At 72.5% G+C, this 18,399-nt stretch carries 17 protein-coding genes and 1 pseudogene; 9 read left to right on the top strand and 9 right to left on the bottom strand.

What is annotated here, in order from left to right; genetic code table 11:
• The first annotated feature begins 3 nt into the window (after positions 1-3).
• From dnaJ to AC5WRL_RS23335, 5 genes are all read left to right on the top strand, one after another.
• Positions 4-1,212 carry a molecular chaperone DnaJ gene (gene dnaJ / locus AC5WRL_RS23355; protein ID WP_496090607.1) on the top strand — a complete coding sequence of 403 codons (1,209 nt, stop codon included), beginning with the start codon at positions 4-6 and terminating at the stop codon, positions 1,210-1,212.
• A gap of 4 nt (positions 1,213-1,216) precedes the next feature.
• Positions 1,217-1,708 (top strand): heat shock protein transcriptional repressor HspR, encoded by a 492-nt coding sequence (locus tag AC5WRL_RS23350; RefSeq protein ID WP_496090606.1) that lies wholly within the window; start codon positions 1,217-1,219, stop codon positions 1,706-1,708.
• Between the two features lie 85 nt (positions 1,709-1,793).
• A complete protein-coding gene (locus AC5WRL_RS23345) occupies positions 1,794-2,573 on the top strand; it encodes an alpha/beta fold hydrolase (protein ID WP_496090605.1) in 780 nt (259 codons plus the stop codon).
• Positions 2,570-3,268, top strand: coding sequence for an ATP-binding cassette domain-containing protein (locus AC5WRL_RS23340; protein ID WP_496090604.1), 699 nt, complete (start codon positions 2,570-2,572; stop codon positions 3,266-3,268). Before AC5WRL_RS23345 ends, AC5WRL_RS23340 begins: the two co-directional genes overlap by 4 nt.
• Positions 3,269-3,625: 357 nt before the next feature.
• The gene (locus tag AC5WRL_RS23335) at positions 3,626-5,155 is read left to right on the top strand and encodes a hypothetical protein (RefSeq protein ID WP_496090603.1); all 1,530 of its coding nucleotides are present in this window, start codon (positions 3,626-3,628) and stop codon (positions 5,153-5,155) included.
• On the opposite strand, the gene AC5WRL_RS23330 is transcribed toward AC5WRL_RS23335, so the two are convergent.
• Genes AC5WRL_RS23330 through AC5WRL_RS23320 form a run of 3 tightly spaced genes read right to left on the bottom strand, consistent with a single transcriptional unit; the run spans position 5,148 to position 8,359 of the window.
• Positions 5,148-5,615, bottom strand: a complete 468-nt coding sequence (locus AC5WRL_RS23330) for a hypothetical protein (RefSeq protein ID WP_496090602.1) — start codon at positions 5,613-5,615, stop codon at positions 5,148-5,150. The two genes, AC5WRL_RS23335 and AC5WRL_RS23330, sit on opposite strands and share 8 nt — an antisense overlap.
• Positions 5,616-5,659: 44 nt before the next feature.
• Complete coding sequence (locus tag AC5WRL_RS23325; protein ID WP_496090601.1) at positions 5,660-6,304, bottom strand: phosphatase PAP2 family protein; 645 nt, start codon at positions 6,302-6,304, stop codon at positions 5,660-5,662.
• Positions 6,305-6,340: 36 nt separating this feature from the next.
• Positions 6,341-8,359, bottom strand: a complete 2,019-nt coding sequence (locus AC5WRL_RS23320) for an N-acetylmuramoyl-L-alanine amidase (RefSeq protein WP_496090600.1) — start codon at positions 8,357-8,359, stop codon at positions 6,341-6,343.
• Positions 8,360-8,566: 207 nt separating this feature from the next.
• On the opposite strand from AC5WRL_RS23320, the pseudogene AC5WRL_RS23315 reads away from it, so the two are divergent.
• A pseudogene (locus AC5WRL_RS23315) lies at positions 8,567-9,232 on the top strand (trypsin-like serine peptidase); the annotation flags it as partial.
• A gap of 11 nt (positions 9,233-9,243) precedes the next feature.
• Here the strand turns inward: AC5WRL_RS23315 and AC5WRL_RS23310 are convergent.
• The 3 genes from AC5WRL_RS23310 to AC5WRL_RS23300 all read right to left on the bottom strand — a co-directional run bounded on the left by AC5WRL_RS23310 (position 9,244) and on the right by AC5WRL_RS23300 (position 11,380).
• The gene (locus tag AC5WRL_RS23310; protein WP_496090599.1) at positions 9,244-10,170 is read right to left on the bottom strand and encodes a nucleotidyltransferase; all 927 of its coding nucleotides are present in this window, start codon (positions 10,168-10,170) and stop codon (positions 9,244-9,246) included.
• A gap of 55 nt (positions 10,171-10,225) precedes the next feature.
• Positions 10,226-10,798 (bottom strand): Uma2 family endonuclease, encoded by a 573-nt coding sequence (locus tag AC5WRL_RS23305; RefSeq protein WP_496090725.1) that lies wholly within the window; start codon positions 10,796-10,798, stop codon positions 10,226-10,228.
• A 117-nt stretch (positions 10,799-10,915) separates the two neighbouring features.
• The gene (locus AC5WRL_RS23300) at positions 10,916-11,380 is read right to left on the bottom strand and encodes a GNAT family N-acetyltransferase (RefSeq protein WP_496090598.1); all 465 of its coding nucleotides are present in this window, start codon (positions 11,378-11,380) and stop codon (positions 10,916-10,918) included.
• Positions 11,381-11,503: 123 nt separating this feature from the next.
• Between AC5WRL_RS23300 and clpB the strand changes: the two genes are divergently transcribed.
• The 3 genes from clpB (at position 11,504) to AC5WRL_RS23285 (ending at position 15,047) form a co-directional block, all read left to right on the top strand.
• Positions 11,504-14,089: an ATP-dependent chaperone ClpB gene (gene clpB, locus AC5WRL_RS23295; protein ID WP_496090597.1), complete on the top strand. Its 2,586-nt coding sequence runs from the start codon at positions 11,504-11,506 to the stop codon at positions 14,087-14,089.
• Between the two features lie 95 nt (positions 14,090-14,184).
• Positions 14,185-14,754, top strand: a complete 570-nt coding sequence (locus AC5WRL_RS23290; RefSeq protein WP_496090596.1) for a YbjN domain-containing protein — start codon at positions 14,185-14,187, stop codon at positions 14,752-14,754.
• On the top strand, positions 14,751-15,047 hold the full coding sequence (locus AC5WRL_RS23285; protein ID WP_496090595.1) for an MTH1187 family thiamine-binding protein: 297 nt from the start codon (positions 14,751-14,753) through the stop codon (positions 15,045-15,047). Before AC5WRL_RS23290 ends, AC5WRL_RS23285 begins: the two co-directional genes overlap by 4 nt.
• A 79-nt stretch (positions 15,048-15,126) precedes the next feature.
• Here the strand turns inward: AC5WRL_RS23285 and AC5WRL_RS23280 are convergent, their stop codons facing one another.
• The 3 genes from AC5WRL_RS23280 to AC5WRL_RS23270 are packed head-to-tail and all read right to left on the bottom strand — an operon-like array spanning position 15,127 to position 18,391.
• Positions 15,127-16,176 (bottom strand): ABC transporter ATP-binding protein, encoded by a 1,050-nt coding sequence (locus AC5WRL_RS23280; protein ID WP_496090594.1) that lies wholly within the window; start codon positions 16,174-16,176, stop codon positions 15,127-15,129.
• A gap of 2 nt (positions 16,177-16,178) precedes the next feature.
• Positions 16,179-17,309 (bottom strand): ABC transporter ATP-binding protein, encoded by a 1,131-nt coding sequence (locus AC5WRL_RS23275; protein ID WP_496090593.1) that lies wholly within the window; start codon positions 17,307-17,309, stop codon positions 16,179-16,181.
• A complete protein-coding gene (locus tag AC5WRL_RS23270; RefSeq protein ID WP_496090592.1) occupies positions 17,309-18,391 on the bottom strand; it encodes an ABC transporter permease in 1,083 nt (360 codons plus the stop codon). The genes AC5WRL_RS23275 and AC5WRL_RS23270 overlap by 1 nt, the downstream gene beginning before the upstream one ends.
• Positions 18,392-18,399 lie beyond the last annotated feature (8 nt).

Here is an 18,399-nt window from a genome sequence, read left to right as displayed (position 1 = left end):
GGGATGAGCACCAAGGACTTCATCGAGAAGGACTACTACAAGGTCCTCGGCGTCCCGCGCGACGCCACCGAGGCGGAGATCAAGAAGGCGTACCGGAAGCTCGCCCGCGAGAATCACCCGGACGCCAACAAGGGCGACTCCCGCGCCGAGGAGCGGTTCAAGAACGTCTCCGAGGCGTACGACGTGCTCGGCGACGTGAAGCGCCGCAAGGAGTACGACGAGGCGCGCGCCCTCTTCGGCGGCGGTGGCTTCCGGCCCGGTCCCGGTGCGGGCGGCCAGCAGTTCAACTTCGACCTGGGTGACCTCTTCGGGGGCACCCAGGGCGGTCCCGGGGCCCCGGGCGGGCCCGGCGGCCCGGCCGGCGGCTTCGGCGGCGGCAGCGGAGGCATCGGCGATGTCTTCGGCGGACTGTTCAACCGGGGCGGCGCGGGCACCCGTACCACCGCCCCGCGCCGCGGGCAGGACGTGGAGTCCGAGGTGACGCTGAGCTTCACCGAGGCGGTCTCGGGCGCCACGGTGCCGCTGCGGATGTCCTCCAGCGCGGCGTGCAAGGCGTGTTCGGGCACCGGTGACAAGAACGGCACCCCCCGGGTGTGCCCGACCTGCGTCGGCACCGGGCAGGTCAGCCGGGGCGGCGGGGGCGGGTTCTCGCTCACCGACCCGTGCGTGGACTGCAAGGGCCGGGGCCTGATCGCCCAGGACCCGTGCTCCGTGTGCCGGGGCAGTGGCCGGGCGACCAGCTCGCGCACCATGCAGGTTCGCATTCCGGCGGGTGTCGGCGACGGGCAGCGGATCCGGCTGCGCGGCAAGGGCGCCCCGGGCGAACGGGGCGGCCCGGCCGGTGATCTGTATGTGGTGGTCCATGTGGACGACCACCCGGTCTTCGGCCGCCGTGGTGACAATCTGACCATCACGGTGCCGGTGAGCTTCCCCGAGGCGGCCCTCGGCGGCGAGATCTCCGTACCCACCCTGGGCGGCCCGCCCGTCACCCTCAAGCTGCCGCCCGGCACCCCCGGCGGGCGCACCATGCGCGCCCGGGGCAAGGGCGCGGTGCGCAAGGACGGTTCGCTGGGCGATCTGCTGGTCACGATAGAGGTAGTGGTCCCGCGCGATCTGACCGATCCGGCGCGCAAGGCCCTGGAGGAGTACCGCCTGGCCGCCGGGGACGACGACCCGCGGGCAGCGCTGTTCGAGGCCGCGAAGGGAGAGTGACGAGATGGACAGCTGGAACCCACCCGGATCCGGGCCCCGCTCACCAGGTGGAGGCCACGGTCCGGGCCCCGGGCCCGGCCCGCTGACCGTCGACACCCCCGTGTACGTCATCTCGGTCGCGGCCCAGCTGTCCGGACTCCACCCGCAGACCCTGCGCCAGTACGACCGTCTCGGCCTGGTCTGCCCGGACCGTACGGCCGGACGCGGGCGCCGTTACTCCGCCCGCGACATCCAGCTGCTGCGCGAGGTGCAGCGGCTGAGCCAGGACGAGGGCATCAACCTGGCCGGGATCAAGCGCATCATCGAGCTGGAACACCAGGTGGCCGTGTTGCGCGCCCAGGTCGCCGAGATGCAGCAGGCGCTGGAGGGCGCGGAGCTGGCCATGCGGCAGCGCGAGGCCCAGGTGCACGCCTCCTACCGGCGGGACCTGGTGCCGTACCAGGACGTCACCCACCAGGGCGCCGTCGTGGTGTGGCGCCCCGACCGGCGCGCCTGAGCGGTGCGGCTGGGCGGGCTCCCGGGCGGGCTCCCGGGCGGCGCGGGCATCCGGCGGCTTCCGACCGGGAACTAGGCTGCCGTACATGCGATGGACGGGACCCGGACTGGACTCCGGCGGCGACGGTATACCCCTGCTCGCCCTGCACGGCAGCTTCGGCCGGGGCGCGATCTTCGAGCGGCTTGCCGCCGACCTCGGCCCCGCGTTCCGGGTCATCGCCCCCGACCAGCGCGGTCACGGCCACTGCGAGCCGCGCCCCGGCGGCTTCGGGATCGAACGGTTCGCCGATGACGCCGAAAAGCTGCTGACCGACCTCGCCCCGGACGGCCGGCCCGTCGCGGTGTTCGGCCACTCACTGGGCGGGATGATCGCCTACCATCTCGCGGCCCGCCGCCCCGACCTGGTGTCCGCGCTGATCGTCGAGGATGTCGGCCCCCTGATGCGGCAGCCGGAGATCGCCCACCCCGTACTGGACGTACGCGGCTGGCCGGCCACCGCTCCCACCCGCGAGGCGCTCGCCCACGCCATCGAGACCACCGCCGGGATACCCGACGCCTCGTACTTCATGAAGAGCGCCGTCCCCGACGAGGAGCGCGACGGCTGGCGGCTGCTGTTCGACTGGGACACCATGACGGAGATCCAGGCCGGCGGGGTCGGCGACTGGTGGCCGCAGTGGCTCGGCTCCGACTGCCCCGCGCTGGTGCTGCGCGGCGAACACAGCACGCTGCTGCCCGCCGCGCTGGCCACCGAGATGATCGAACGCCGCCCCGGCAGCCGGCTGCTGGAGTTCCCCGGCGCCGGGCACTGGATCCACGACGATGACCCGGTGGGCGTGGCGGACGCCGTCCGGGCGTTCCTCACGTGAGCGGCGGCACACCGGGGTCGCTGTCGCTGCCGCTGCTCGCCCTGCGGGACGTCAGTCACTTCTACGGGGACACCCCGGTGCTGCGCTCGGTCTCGCTGGAGGTGGCGGCGGGGGAGTGCGTGGTGCTGCTCGGGCCGAACGGTTCTGGCAAGTCGACGCTGCTGCACCTCGCTACCGGGCGGCTGCGGCCGACCGAGGGCGAGGTGCGCTTCGACGGTCGCCCGCTGGACGAGAACGACCCCGGCACCCGGGCCCGTATCGCCACGGCGCTCGACCCCGGCGCGTACTACCCGGACCTCACGGTCCGCGAACACCTCACCCTGGTGGCCCTCGCCCACGGCCTCGGCCCGGCGGCGGACGCGGCGGTGACGGAGCAGCTCGCCGAACACCGGCTGACGGACCGGGCCGACGCCCTCCCCAGCGCGCTGTCCTCCGGCCAGACCCAGGCGATGCTGCTGGCCGCCGCGCTGGTCCGGCCGCACGAGCTGCTGGTCCTGGACGAACCGGAACAACGCCTGGACGCCCGCGCCCGCGCCTCGCTCGGCTCCCGCCTGGCCACCCGCAAACGGACCACGGGCACCACGATCCTGCTGGCCACCCACGACGCGACCCTGGCCGGCGAACCGGGCCTGGCGGACCGGGTCCTGCGCTTCGACGACGGTGTGGTGCGGGTGACCCCCCATGTCGGCCACTGACCCGGCGACGCGCCCGGTCCGAACGCTCGGGAGCGGCAGCGGACGGCGGCTGTCCGGCCGGACGGCCGAGCGGCCCAGCACATACGGCCCTGGGAGACCGGCCGGTGCGTGCCTCCCGGCGGGAGTAAAGCGGCGGGGAACCGGGCCATGGCGCGGTGTGGCCGGGGGGTCGGACGGGGTGGTGCGCGCCCGCGTGCGGAGCCTCGGCAGCGCGATCGCCCCATGGCCGCCCGGGTGCGGTGGATCGGGTGGTGGTGCGCGTCCGCGTGCGCTCGCCGGGTCGCCGTTCCGGCGGGGCCGTTCGGTGCGGGTCGGGGACGGATTGGGCCTTCGTGGGGGAGCGGGAGGTGAGCGGGGATGACGGACGCTGAGCGCGCCGCGCGGCCGGTCGCGGCGGCCGATGAGGCGCTGCGGTATCTGCGCGCGCTCACCGGCGCTCAGCGGCGGGCGAAGCGGCGTGACGACGTCTTGCTGCTGTACGGGGTCGGGCTGGTCGGCGCGTTCTGGCTGGGGCCGTATCTGGTGGACGCCTGGCGGGCCGCCGAGCGCTGGCAGAACGCCACCACGGCGCTGCTGCTGGAGGCGCTGCCGGGGGCGTTGCCCGCGCTGCTGGCGCTGGTGCTGTACGGGGCGGCCCGTACGGCGATGTGGCGCGGTCCGGTGCGGGTGCCGCCGCATGTGGTGAGCTGGCTGCTGCCCACGTCGGTGGATCGCGGTCGGCTGCTGTTGCCGTACTGGTGGGCCTCGGTGGCCCGGGTGACGGTGGGCGGGGCGCTGGCCGGGGCGGTGGCCGGATTTCTGCTGGGGGCGATGGCACCGGGCGCGCGCTGGGGGCCGGCGCTGGCGGCCGGGGTGTGGGGCGGGCTGGTGACGGGGCTGGCGGCCGTGTCGGTGGGCACGCTGGTCGTCCGGCACGACGCCGTCGTCGTCCGGCACGGCCGCCGGCTGTTCGGCGCGGCGGCGCTGCTGGCCGCCGCGCTGGTGGCGGCGGCGCTCGCGGGTGCCGGGCTGCTGTGGAGCGGGCCGTGGGGCTGGGCGGCGGCGCCCCTGGTGGCGGCGCTGGGTCTGGGCGGGGCCGGGTGGTGGCCGTCGGCGGTGCTGGTCATGTCGGTGGGCACCGGCGCGCTGCTGGTGCCGGCCCGGCGGGCGGTGGGTGACATTCCGGCTGCGGCACTGCGCGCCCGGACGGCCGCCGGTTCCCTGCTGATCGCCTCCGCCCTCACCGGCAATCTGCGGCAGGCCCGTGCGGTGGTACGGGAGACCGGCCGGCCGCGCGGGCGTCCCGTGCGGCTGCGGCTGCCCGTGCCCAGGCGTCGGCTGTTGCTGATTCCCTGGCGGGACGCCACCGCGCTGCTGCGCGCCCCGGGCCGGCCGGCGACGGCGGCGGCGTGGGCGGCGCTCGCGGTGGCGCTGGCCCACGGCGGCTGGCCGCTGCCCGCGCTGGTGGCCGGCTATCTGGCGGCCGGCGCGCTGACCGAACCGGCCCGGCTGGACAGCGACGACACCCGGCGCGCCGCACAACTGCCCTACGACCCAGGGACCCTGGCGCTGTGGCACGGCGTACTGCCCGTGCTGCTGCTGACCGTCGCGCTCGCGGCCGGTGGGGTGTTTCTGCCGGCCGCCGCTCCGGCGCTGGTGGGCGCGGCGCTGGTCAGCTCCTACCGGGGCCAGCTGCCCCCGCACGTGATGATCGGCGTGGAGACCCCGGCCGGCAGCACCGGACCCTTCCAGTCCGCGCTGTGGTACGGGCGCGGGCCGCTGGTGACGTTGACGTTGCTGGCCCCGGCCGTGGGGCTTTCGCTGCCGGTGGCGGTGCCGTGGCTGCTGGCGGTCGCGGTCGGTACGGCCTGGTGGGTGCGCCGTACCGTGCGGTTGGCGATCAATTGAACATCGCCTCGCACCACTCCCGTTGTGCCTCGTCCAGCCAGTCGCGGGCGCTACCGCAGTACCCGCCGCCCTCGCCCCAGCGGTGCTCGCCGCGGCCCCGTCCGGGGGCGCGGTCCTCCGCGTCCGCGTCCGGGTCGGTGTCCGGGTCGGTGTCCGGTTCTGTCTCCTCGTCGGCCGGGGTCTCCGGTTCGGGCTCCGGTTCGGCCTCCGGCTCCGGCTCCGGTTCGGGGGTCGGTGCCGGGGTCGGTGAGGCGGGGGTCAGCGCCTCCTCGGGCGGTTCGGCCGCGACCGCCTCCGGCGTCCAGGGCGCCACCTCGATCGGGGCATCCGGGCCGGGGGTGGCCTGCTCGACCTCCGGGGAGGGCCCCGGCTCCGGCCCCGCCCCGTCGGCGGTGCCGCACCCGGAGACCGCCACCACCACGACCACCGCCACGGCGGCCAACAGTGAACGCGAACGCATCCGCCGAGTATGGCCCCCTCAACACCCCTTGTGCCAGCGCCAGTTCACGTCGGCAGGCTCATCCTCTTGGGCGCCAGGGTCGGCACGAACGGCAGCACCGCGAACACCAGGAAGCCCGCGAACAGCCAGCCGCCCAGCACATCCGTCGCCCAGTGCACCCCCAGATAGACCCGGCTGACCCCGACCGCCACCGTCCAGCACGCCACCAGCACCACGGCCGCCGTCCGCAACCCGCTCCGCCGCCCGGTGAGCAGCAGCACCGCGCACAGGGTGAACCCGGCCAGCGCCGCGGTGGTGGTGTGCCCCGAGGGAAACGACGGGCCGGCGGCATGCACCGCCCAGTCCACCGACGGCGGCCGGGGCCGGTCGATGGCCCGCACCAGCGCGTACCGCAGCAACTGCCCCACCACCAGCGCCCCGACCCCGGCCAGCGCCCCGATCACCATCCAGCCGGACCGCCGCGCCGCCAGTGCCCCGGCCAGCGCCATCAGCAGGATCGGCACCACCCCGGTGCCCGTGTCGGTGATCCCCTTCATCAGCCGGGTGAGCCCCGAGGAGCGGTGGTCCAGAAACCAGTTGGTGAGCGTGGTGTCGATCCCGAACGGCTCGCGGCCGTGCACCAGGACAGCCACCGTCAGCAGCGTGAACAGTGCGCCGGCGACGGCGGCGGTCAGCAAAGAGCGGGCCATTGGGGCAGGTTAGGCCCGGCCGCCCCCGGCCGCGTGTCACCGCGCGGACCAGCGCACCGTCACATCGCTCGCCTTGACGAAGCCGATCCGGTGCCCCACCTGTATCTGGTAGTACGTCTCACCGCGCACCACCTGGTGCTCCGCCGGATCGAAGGTCACCGCCCGGTAGTACTCACTGGCCGTACGCAGCCCCATCGCGTAGACCTGGTCGGCCGGCACCTGGTAACTCAGCGGGCTCACCGGCTGGTACGGGATGCCCTGTGGGTAGGCCGACTCCTCCGGGTAGGCCCGCCCGTACACCGGGATGGTGGCCGCGCCCGGCTTGCCGGTGACGACCCAGCCCTGTGCGTTGTACGCGGTGGGCGCGCCCGCCGGATTGTGGAACCACGCCTTCTGGCCGAGATACCAGATGGCGGTCCACTCCCCACGCCGCTCGGCGACCGCGAACTGCTGCCCTGCCGTGGCTCGCGCCCCGATGTCGTTGACCCCGGTGGAGGAGGCGCCGCCGCTGCCCGGGTGGGTGCCGATGTCGCGCACCAGGGGGGCGTTGGCGTCCGGCGCGGTGTGCAGCCGCACGGCCGAGGAGCCGTGCGGTGCGCAGGTGGCGCCGCCGCAGCTGGTGAACACGGGGGAGTGGGAGTCGTAGTCCGGGGCGATGGTCACCAGACCGCCGCGCGGCCCGGCGGTCGGGTGCAGCGGGGCGCCCAGCAGCTCGAAGTAGTGCGACCAGTCCCAGTACGGGCCGGGGTCGGTGTGCATGCCGGGCACATTGGCGGTGACGGTGCCCTGGACATTGTCGTGGCCGATGATGTGCTGCCGGTCCAGCGGGATGTCGTAGGTGCGCGCCAGATGGCGCACCAGTTGGGCCGAGGTGCGGTACATCGCCTCCGTGTACCAGGCGTCCGGGTCGGTGAGGAAGCCCTCGTGCTCCAGGCCGATGGACTTGGCGTTGACGTACCAGTTGCCCGCGTGCCAGCCGACGTCCTTGGTCGGCACATGCTGGGCGATGTGGCCGTCGGCGGAGCGCAGGCTGTAGTGCCAGGACACATAGGTGGGGTCGGTGACCAGGCGGAGGGTGGTGTCCCAGGTGGCCTCGGTGTCGTGGATGACGATGTAGTCGATCGACTGGGAGCGCGGCCGGTCGGCCTTGTCGTGGTTGCCGTAGTCGCCCGCGTCGTCCAACTCCTCGTAGGGCGCGGGCAGCCACTCGCAGGAGACGGTGCGCGGGCACTCCACCCGGCGGTCGCGCGGCGGATCGGGCAGCCCCAGCGCGGCGGCCTGCGCCGTGTCGGGGGCGACGGGGGTGGCGGGCAGCACGACCCGCTGTCCCTCGGGGGTGGTGCGGGCGGCACCCTCGCGGATGACGGAGTAGACCTCGTCGGCGAAGAACGCGGCGGCCTCGTGGGTGTCGGCGCCCGACCAGGCGGCGACCGCGCCGTACCAGTCGGCCGGGTCGGTGCTCGGCGGCAGCCCGAGCGCGCGCTGATGCTCCGCCAGCAGCGCGGCGCCACCAGCGATGTTGGCTGCGTCCCGCTCCCGCAGCTCGCCCGGATCGAGCCCGGTGAGCGTGGCGGCCCGGGCGAGAGTCTCCTCGCCCGCCGCCGCCTCCTCGCCCGCCGCCTCCTCCTCCTCCGCCGCCGTGGAGGGTACGGCGGCGGGTATGGCCGTCTGCCCGGTGGGCTCCGGCAGCGGCCGGGAGCCGTCACCACGCGGATCCTCGCCGCCGTGGCTGTGGTGGTGCCCGCTCTCCGAGGCGGCGAGCGCGGTGGCGGTGTCGGTCAGATGCATCGGACCGTACCCGCCGGTGACGCTGGGCGCCCCGCCGTGCCCCTCCCAGCGGGACTGGAGATAGGAGACCGCCAGCAGCACGGGCTCGGGCACCCCCCACTCCCCGGCGGCCGTGCTGAACGCTCTCTGGAGGGCGGTGTCGTCGTCGGCGGCCACCGCGCCCGGGGAGCCGGGCCCGGCGAGCAGCAGCGGCAGGGCGAGGGCCGCTGCCGCACCCATGGTGCGCAGGCGGATGAACCCGGAGGAACCGAAGGGGCGTCGTCGCATCACAGTCTCCTCTGTTGCGCGTCGGATACAGGGGTAATGGCTGTCCATGTCCGCGTCAATGCGCCCGCACTACACGGACGTTGCCGTCATGGGTCCACACCCTTGAAGACCGACCGGCGCCCCCGTCCCGTTGTCCGGTCGTGATCCCTTCACCCGATCGAATGACGCGGCTGGACATGTTCCCGCGCCGGACGGACCGTGTCGGGCATGGACCTCCCCCGCCGTCTGCTGTCCGCCGCCACGGCCGGTGCCCTCGCGCTCACCCTCGCGGGCGCCACCGCCCCCACCGCACGGGCCGCCGCCCCCTGGCCGGACGGCGCCCTCGGCACGGTCGGCAAGATCATCTGGGAGCTGGACGGCGACGGCCGGCTCGGGGTCTGCTCGGGCGCGATCGTGGACGCGCCGGGCGGCAGCGTCATCGCCACCGCCGCGCACTGCGTGAGTTCCCCGGACCGCCCGCGGCCGCCCGCCGAGGCATGGTTCGTCCCCGCGTACGACCACGGCCTGCGGACGTACCGGCAGGACGGCTGGCGGGTGCTGTCCTTCCACACCCCGCAGCGCTGGGAGCCGGCCCCCGGCGGGGACATCGCCGCGCTGCTGCCCTACGACTACGCGTTTTTGACGGTGGAACGGAAAGCGGGACGCACCATCCAGCAGACGCACGGCGCCAACGCGCTCGCCTTCGCGCCGGTGCCGGACGGCAAGGAGGTCACCGCGCTCGGCTATCCGGCGGCGGCCCCGTACGACGGTGAGTCGCTGCGGGCCTGCTCGGGCCCCACCCACGTGCTGGACGGCCCCGACGCGCCCGCCGTCAACGCGGGCGGGCTGCTGCTGGAGGACTGCGACCTCACCGAGGGCACCAGCGGCGGCCCCTGGCTCCAGGACTACGACGCGGCGACCCGTACCGGCACGCTGGTGGCCGTGATGTCGGCCGGCACCGGCACCGGCACGGTGCTGGGCCGCCCCTTCCCACCGGAAGCCGAACACCTCCTGACCGAAGCGGCCACGGCCGGCTGACGCGGGACGCCGTGCACGGCGGCGTATGCGCCGGCGAGCCAGGGCGCCAGATCGTCGATGAGCATGCGCAGATCCGCCGGCTCGGACGACGGGGCCCGCCCGATGGCCGCCGCACGGCGCAGCTGCCCGGCCCGTCGCGGGTAGTAGCGGCCGAAGATCTCCACGGACTCCGCCAGCTCACTGGTCCAGCCTCCCCAGCGGGGCATGACCAGGGTGAACCCGGTCCGCACCAGCCGCCGCGCGACGCGGCGGCTCAGCGCGCGGCGGTCGCCATCCGTGGCGGCCCCGGCCGCTTCGGTGCGCCAGCCGGGGATCTTTCGGGCCAGGTCGCCGTTCGTGTCACGGGCCAGCAGGGAGGTGGGGCGGTAGCCGGGCAGCTCGGCGGCGGGATCCGGACCGAGCAGCGGGGTGCACAGGCAGGCGATGAAGAACCCGGCGTCGTAACGGACCTGCTCACTCATCAGCCCGCGCCGGCTGGTCAGCAGCGTGCCGACCCCGTTGATCTGCGGAAAGGCCGCGTCGAGCGCGGCCTCCACGGCTCTGGCGTCCGCCAGATCGGCGGCGGTGGGCTCGCGGCGCAGCGCGAGCTGGAGATCGAGATCGGACACCCCGGGTACGGCGGTGCCGCGCGGGACGCTGCCGTAGAGGTAGGCGCTGTGCAGGCGCGAGCCGTCGAACACCCCGCCGATCCGGTCGCGCGCCGCATCGACGACCGGCGCGAACTCCTCTGTCACCCGCTCCAGCGCACCTTCACGCGCGATGGTCCCGTCCGGATTCAGCCCTCGCCGCCTCATGGAGCCACTGTCCCGGCACGGGGCGGGTCCGGCCAGCGGATTCCCGGCGGCGGGCTCAGAGCAGGTCGGCGGTCTCCAGCTCGAATCCGAAGGGCTCGGGCAGCAGCAGGGACTTGCCGTAGGTGACCGAGAGGACCGTCCGGTAGTCATTCATGCCCGGCTCGCCGTGGAGGGTGATGGTCTCCAGGTCACGGTCGAACAGCAGATACAGCGGAATCTGTCCCCTCGCGTAGCTGCGGCGCTTGAGGGTCCGGTCCCGCTCGGCCCTGCTGCTGGTCACCTCCGCGACCATCGCCACCCCGTCGCATGGCATCCAGGAGGGGGCGTCGCGGAAGAGACGTTCGCGGCGCGGTGCGAAGGTGACGTCCGGGATCACATGGTCCCGGGGCAGCGGTCCCAGCCCGGGAAGCGAAAGCCCCTTGTGGCCCGAGACATCCATGTCCAGCTTGGAGTGGCGCAGGATCTGCCTGATCAGTGTGCTGATGTGGTCCTCGTGATTGCCTTCCGGGGCCGGCGACACGACGATCTCTCCCTCGATCAGTTCCGCCCTGATCCCGTCCGGGATCTCCAGGGCCAGAAATGTCTCCAGGAGGACGTCCGCCTGCGTGGTCATGGGCTCGTGTGCCATAACCGTCATGGTGCACCTCCTTGCGTTCGGAGGCCAGCGTCACCGGCTGCCCCCCCCGGCACGCCAGAGCAAACGATCTTCTTCATCCAAAAGAGGACAACCGCAAAAGATGTTGACCTAGCTGTAGGCATCGCCAACGGTGAAGCGCAACTCCGGGCGTTCCCAGGGGGCTTTCGGGGGGTGGGGTGGGATCGTGCCCACCCGTTCGGCGCCCAGCCGGAGGTAGAAGGCTTCGGACGGGGGATGGGAGACCACCCGGATCTCCCGGGCGCCCAGGCGGCGGGCCTCGGTCAGCATGTGGTGGATCAGGAGGCGGCCGATGCCGCGCCGCTGGGCGGTGTCGGCCACGAAGAGCAGGTCGAGTTCCGGCACCGGGTCGAGCAGCAGGGAGTAGAAGCCCAGCAGTTCGCCGTCCGGCGCCGTGCGGGCGGTGAAGACGGGTTGTCGTTCGACGTACGCGGGGGTGACGGTGTAGTCGGCGATGAGTGAGTGGTAGTGGCCCCGGTAGGCGGCGGAGGTGCGCACCATGGTGGTGAGGGCCGGGGCGTCGTCGGGGACGGCCCGGGCTATCGCGGGTTTCATGCCCCGGAGCATACGGCCGGGGGGTATCGCATATCTTCGGCTTCGCGCTGTGCAGGCTGCCTTGAGTGGCGTAGACTCAACTTATCGCACGTTCCATGAGGCAAGCCGGAGGAGTAACGCGACGTGACTGCCGAGCTGACCAACAGGAGCCGGGAAGCGATCAGTGGCGCCAACGACCGGGCGCTCACCGATGGCCACAGTGACATCACCCCGGCGCATCTGCTGCTCGCCCTCCTCGAAGGGCAGGACAACGAGAACATCCGCGATCTGCTCGCCTCCGCCGGCACCGACGCCGCCGCCCTGCGGGCCACCGCCGAGCGGCTGCTCGGGGCGCTGCCCACCGTGCAGGGCTCCACCGTCAGCCGTCCCCAGCCCAACCGCGAGCTGATGGCCGTCCTCGCCGACGCCGGGCGCCGGGCCGCCGACCTCGGGGACTCGTTCGTCTCCACCGAGCACCTCCTCATCGGCATCGCCGCCAAGGGCGGCACCGTCGGCGATCCGCTCGACGCCAAGGCGCTCGCGGACGCCTTCCAGGACTCCCGGGGCTCGCGCCGCGTCACCACCGCCGACCCCGAGAACACCTACAAGGCGCTGGAGAAGTACGGCACCGACTTCACCGCCGCCGCCCGCGAGGGCAAGCTCGACCCCGTCATCGGCCGCGACCACGAGATCCGCCGCGTCGTCCAGGTGCTCTCCCGCCGCACCAAGAACAACCCCGTCCTCATCGGCGAGCCCGGCGTCGGCAAGACCGCCGTCGTCGAAGGGCTCGCCCAGCGCATCGTCAAGGGCGACGTCCCCGAGTCCCTCAAGAACAAGCGCCTGGTCTCCCTCGACCTCGGCGCCATGGTGGCCGGCGCCAAGTACCGGGGCGAGTTCGAGGAGCGGCTGAAGGCCGTCCTCGCCGAGATCAAGTCCTCCGACGGCCAGATCGTCACCTTCATCGACGAACTCCACACCGTGGTCGGGGCCGGCGCCGGCGGCGACTCCGCCATGGACGCCGGCAACATGCTCAAGCCCATGCTGGCCCGCGGCGAGCTGCGCATGGTGGGCGCCACCACCCTCGACGAGTACCGCGAGCGCATCGAGAAGGACGCCGCCCTCGAACGCCGCTTCCAGCAGGTGCTGGTCGCCGAGCCCACCGTCGAGGACTCCATCGCCATCCTCCGCGGTCTCAAGGGCCGCTACGAGGCGCACCACAAGGTGGCCATCGCCGACGCCGCCCTCGTCGCCGCCGCCACCCTCTCCGACCGCTACATCACCTCCCGCTTCCTCCCCGACAAGGCCATCGACCTCGTCGACGAGGCCGCCTCCCGGCTCCGCATGGAGATCGACTCCTCCCCGGTCGAGATCGACGAGCTCCAGCGCTCCGTCGACCGCCTGCGCATGGAGGAGCTGGCCCTGGCCAACGAGTCCGACCCCACCTCCAAGGAGCGCCTGGCCCGGCTGCGCCGCGAGCTCGCCGACCGCGAGGAGGAGCTGCGCGGCCTCACCGCCCGCTGGGAGAAGGAGAAGCAGGGCCTCAACCGGGTGGGTGAGCTGAAGGAACGCCTCGACGAGACCCGTGGCCAGGCCGAGCGCGCCCAGCGCGACGGCGACTTCGAGACCGCCTCCAAGCTGCTGTACGCCGAGATCCCCGCCCTGGAGCGCGAGCTGGCGGACGCCGCCGAGGCCGAGCAGGAGACCGCCGCCCGCGCCACCATGGTCAAGGAGGAGGTCGGCCCGGACGACATCGCCGACGTCGTCTCCTCCTGGACCGGCATCCCGGCCGGCCGCCTCCTGGAGGGCGAGACCGAGAAGCTGCTGCGCATGGAGGAGGAGCTGGGCCACCGCCTGATCGGCCAGACCGCCGCGGTACGGGCCGTCTCCGACGCCGTACGCCGCTCCCGCGCCGGGGTCGCCGACCCCGACCGGCCCACCGGCTCGTTCCTCTTCCTGGGCCCCACCGGCGTCGGCAAGACCGAGCTGGCCAAGGCCCTGGCGGACTTCCTCTTCGACGACGAACGCGCCATGGTCCGCATCGACATGAGCGAGTACAGCGAGAAGCACTCCGTCGCCCGCCTGGTCGGCGCGCCCCCCGGCTACGTGGGGTACGAGGAGGGCGGCCAGCTCACCGAGGCGGTGCGCCGCCGCCCGTACACCGTCGTGCTGCTCGACGAGGTGGAGAAGGCGCACCACGAGGTGTTCGACGTGCTGCTCCAGGTGCTGGACGACGGCCGGCTGACCGACGGCCAGGGCCGTACCGTCGATTTCCGCAACACCATCCTCATCCTCACCTCCAACCTCGGCAGCCAGCACCTCATCGACCCGATCGCCAAGCCGCACGAGCGGCACGAGCAGGTGCTGGCGGCGGTCCGGGCGGCCTTCCGCCCCGAGTTCCTGAACCGGCTCGATGACCTCGTCGTCTTCAGCGCCCTGGACGTCGACGAGCTGGGCCGGATCGCCCGGCTCCAGATCGACTCGCTCCAGCGCCGCCTCGCCGACCGCCGCCTCACCCTGGAGGTCACCGGGCCCGCGCTGCGCTGGCTGGCCGAGGAGGGTCTGGACCCGGCGTACGGCGCCCGCCCGCTGCGCCGGCTGGTCCAGACCGCGATCGGCGATCAGCTGGCGCGCCGCATCCTGGCCGGTGAGGTACGGGACGGGGACACCGTACGGGTCGAGCCGGGCACGGAGGGTGGCGGGCTGCTGGTGTCGGCGGTTCCGGCCGGCTGAGGTGATCTTTTCCCGCCCCGTACTGCTTGCCAGAACGGGGCGGGCATGAGCGAGGATGGCAGTGTCTCCTTATACCGAGGAAAGGGACCCATCCCGTGTCTGTCGATCCCTCCGCGATTCCGAACTTCGGCGGCCAACCGGAGAAGCCGGAGAACAAGACCCCTGGTCAGGGCGGAGCGAAGAAGCCGGCCGGGCCGATCGTCCCCAACCAGGATCTGATCAAGCAGCTGCTTGAGCGGATGAAGCTGAAGTATGTGACGGACAAGGAGGGTGACCTGGTCGCCCCCTGGGAGAAGTTCCGCACCTATTTCATGTTCCGGGGCGAGAAGCAGCAGCGGGTGCTGTCGGTGCGGACGTTCTACGACCGGCCGCACGACATCGAGGAGAAGGGCCGGCTGCTGGAGACCATCGACGACTGGAACCGCCGCACGCTGTGGCCCAAGGTCTACACGCACACCAATGACGACGGTACGGTCCGTCTCATCGGCGAGTCGCAGATGCTGATCGGTCTCGGGGTGGCCCCGGATCACTTCGTCAACACCACCGTCAGCTGGATCCGGGCGGCCATCGAGTTCGACAAGTGGCTGGTGGAGACCCTGGGGCTGGAGAAGGACGCCGAGTCCGACGAGGACGGGAACGGCGACACGAACGGCGAGGAAGCGTGATCGTCGCCTTCTCCGTCACCCCGATCGGCGCCGGTGAGGATGTCGGCGAGGCGGTGGCCGCCGCCGTGCGCGTGGTGCGCGCGAGCGGGCTGCCGAACCGCACCGACGCCATGTTCACCAGCGTCGAGGGCGAGTGGGACGAGGTGATGGCCGTCGTCAAGGCCGCCACCGAGGCGGTCCAGGCGCACGCCGCCCGGGTCAGCCTGATCCTCAAGGCCGATCTGCGCGAGGGCGTCACGGACGGGCTGACCGGCAAGGTCGCCACCGTCGAGCGCATCCTCGGCGAGAGCTGACACTCGTACGCACGTACGGCGGGCCCCGGAGCGCATTCCGGGGCCCGCCGCATTTCGTACGCCGTATGCCGTACGACGATCACACCACCGCCGTGTCCTCCTCGGCGAAGTGGCAGGCCACCGGATGCCCGGTGCCCCGGTCCTTCAGCACCGGCTCCTCCGTCGCGCAGATGTCCTGCGCCTTCCAGCAGCGGGTCCGGAACCGGCAGCCGCTCGGCGGGTCCAGCGGGCTGGGTACGTCACCGGTGAGGACGGTACGGCGCCGCCGCCGCTCCTTCTTCGGGTCCGCCAGCGGGGCCGCCGACAGCAGCGCCTGCGTGTACGGGTGCGAGGGCCGCTCGTACACCTCGGACCGCTCGCCCGTCTCCACCACCTTGCCCAGGTACATCACCGCGACCCGGTCGGAGATGTGCCGCACCACCGACAGGTCGTGCGCGATGAAGACGTACGCGACGCCCAGCTGGTCCTGGATGTCCTCCAGCAGGTTGACGACACCGGCCTGCACCGACACGTCCAGCGCGGACACCGGCTCGTCCAGCACCAGCAGCTTGGGGGACAGCGCCAGCGCCCGCGCGATGCCGATGCGCTGCCGCTGCCCGCCGGAGAACTCGTGCGGATAGCGGTTGCCGTGCTCCGGGCTCAGCCCGACCAGACGCAGCAGCTCCGCGACCCGGTCCTTGCCGCCGCCCCGCCACAGCCCCTGCACCTTCAGCGGCTCGGCGATGATGTCGTTCACCGGCAGCTTGGGGTTGAGCGAGGCGTACGGGTCCTGGAAGACCATGCCGGTCTCGCGCTGCACCGGGCGCAGCTGGGCCGGCTTGAGGCCGGTGATCTCCTTGCCGTTGAACTTCACCGAACCGGAGGTCGGCTTGATCAGCTGGAGTACGGCGCGCCCGGTGGTGGACTTGCCGCAGCCCGACTCGCCGACCACGCCCAGGGTCTCGCCGGCCCCGACGCTGAACGACACGCCGCTGACGGCCTGCACCTGGCCGGTGACCCGGCGGACCAGTCCGCCGCCGCGCACCGGGAAGTTGACAACCAGATCCTCGACCCGCAGCAGTTCCTCGCCGGGCTCGGTGGCCGCCTTCTCGGGGGTCTTCGACAGATCCGTGGTTTCCGTGGTGGTCATCGTCACCCCTCCTCGCTCTCGGTGCTCTCAGTGGTGTCCGTGTCGTCGCGGAAGAACGCCGTCGGATCCGCCGCCTCGGCGAGCAGATCGCTGTGGTGGCAGGCCGCCCGGTGCCCCTCGTCGACCTCCGCCAGGGCCGGCTCGCTGTCCGCGCACTCCTGCGTCGCCAGCGGGCAGCGCGGCGCGAACGGGCAGCCGGCCGGCAGCTGGATCAGCGACGGGGGCGTGCCGACGATCGGCCGCAGCCGGTCCTCGCGGTCCCCGTCGAGGGACGGGATGGAGCCCAGCAGACCGGCGGTGTACGGCATCCGCGGCTCGTAGAACACCTGGTCGGTGCCGCCGAGTTCGACCGGCTTGCCGGCGTACATCACCAGCGTGCGGTGCGCCATGCCGGCGATCACCCCGAGGTCGTGGGTGATCATCAGGATCGCCGCGTTGACCTCGTCCTTGACTTCGAGGAGCTTCTCCAGGATCTGCGCCTGGACGGTGACGTCCAGGGCCGTGGTGGGCTCGTCCGCGATGATCACATCGGGGTCGTTGATGATCGCCATCGCGATCATCACCCGCTGCCGCATGCCGCCGGAGAACTCGTGCGGGTACGCGCCGAGACGCTTCTCGGCCTGCGGGATGCCGACCAGGTCGAGCATGTTCTTCGCCCGGGTCAGCGCCTCCTTGCGCGGTACGAGGTGATGGGCCAGTACGGCCTCGGCGAGCTGGTCGCCGATGGAGCGCACCGGGTTGAGCGAGGTCATCGGGTCCTGGAAGATCATGGCGATCTTCCGGCCGCGCAGCGCCCGCTGCTCCTTGGGGCGCATGGTGAGCATCTCCTGGCCCCGGTAGCGGATGGAGCCCTTGATGCGGGCGGACTTGGGCAGCAGGCCCATGACCGCCATCGAGGACACCGACTTGCCGGAGCCGGATTCGCCGACGATGCCCAGCACTTCGCGGGCGTGCAGGGTGTAGTCGACGCCGCGTACGGCCCGTACCACTCCGTCGTCGGTCGGGAACTCGACGGTCAGATTGCTGACTTCGAGGATCGCCTCGTCGGTGGGGGGCTTCGCCTCGGACAGCGTGAGCGCCTCGTGGACGTCTTCGGCCGCCTCGGTCACGGCGGGGGGTTTGGTCACAGACATCAGTCACGCACCCGGTTCTGTCGGGGATCGAAGGCGTCACGCAGACCGTCGCCGATGAAGTTCACCGACAGGGCGATCAGAATGATGAACACACCTGGCCAGTAGAACAGCCACGGGCGGGTGCCCAGCGCCGTCTGATAGTCGGTGATCAGCCGGCCCAGCGAGGTGTCCGGCGGCTGGACGCCCAGGCCGACGAAGGACAGGCCGGTCTCCAGCAGCACCGCCGAGGCGATCGCCAGCGTCACCGAGACGATGATGATGCCGATCGTGTTGGGCAGGATGTGCTTGAAGATGATCCGCTTGGAGGAGGTGCCCACCGAGCGGGCGGCCTCCACGAACTCCTTCTCGCGCAGCGACAGCACCTCGCCGCGCACCAGCCGGGCGGTCTGCATCCAGGTCACCAGGCCCAGGAAGATCCCGAACAGCACGATGCCCTTGCCCGCGATCATGGTGCCGATCAGGCCCGCGATCAGCAGGGTGGGGATGGCGATCAGCACATCGCTGGACCGCATCAGCGCGGACTCGGTCCAGCCGCGGAAGTAGCCGGCGGCGGCGCCGATGACCGTACCGACGAAGGTGGCGATCAGGCCGACCAGCAGGGCGATCACCAGGGAGACCTGGGCGCCGCGCATGGTGAGGGCGAAGTAGTCACGGCCGATGTTGTCCTGGCCGAAGGGGTGTTCGCCGAGATGGAACCCGCCGCCGCCGAGGAACTCGGGGACCACGGAGAGGGTGGGCCGGCCGCCGTTGAGCGCGGTGCCGGTGGTGGTGGGGTCCTTGCCCCACCAGCCGGGTATCGGGCCGGCGCCGATCGAGGTGACGGCGAGGGCCACCACCAGGATGAACAGCACCAGGCCGACCATGGCGCCCTTGTGCCGGAAGAACCGGCGGCGGACCAGCTGGCCCTGGCTGCGGGCGACGATGTTCATGCCCTGGGCGGCGTCGGCCGTGCTCTGGCCCTGGCCCTGGCCCTGGCCCTGGTCCTGGTCCTGGTCCTGGTCCTGGTCCTGGGCCGTGTCCTGATCCAGGGCGGGTCCCGGCTCCGGTTCCGGTGTCTGCGCGCTGCGCTTCGTGTCCGTCATGTCAATCT

The sequence above is a fragment of the Streptomyces sp. NTD107 genome (assembly GCF_059510435.1).
This window is presented reverse-complemented; position numbering and strand designations above follow the sequence as displayed.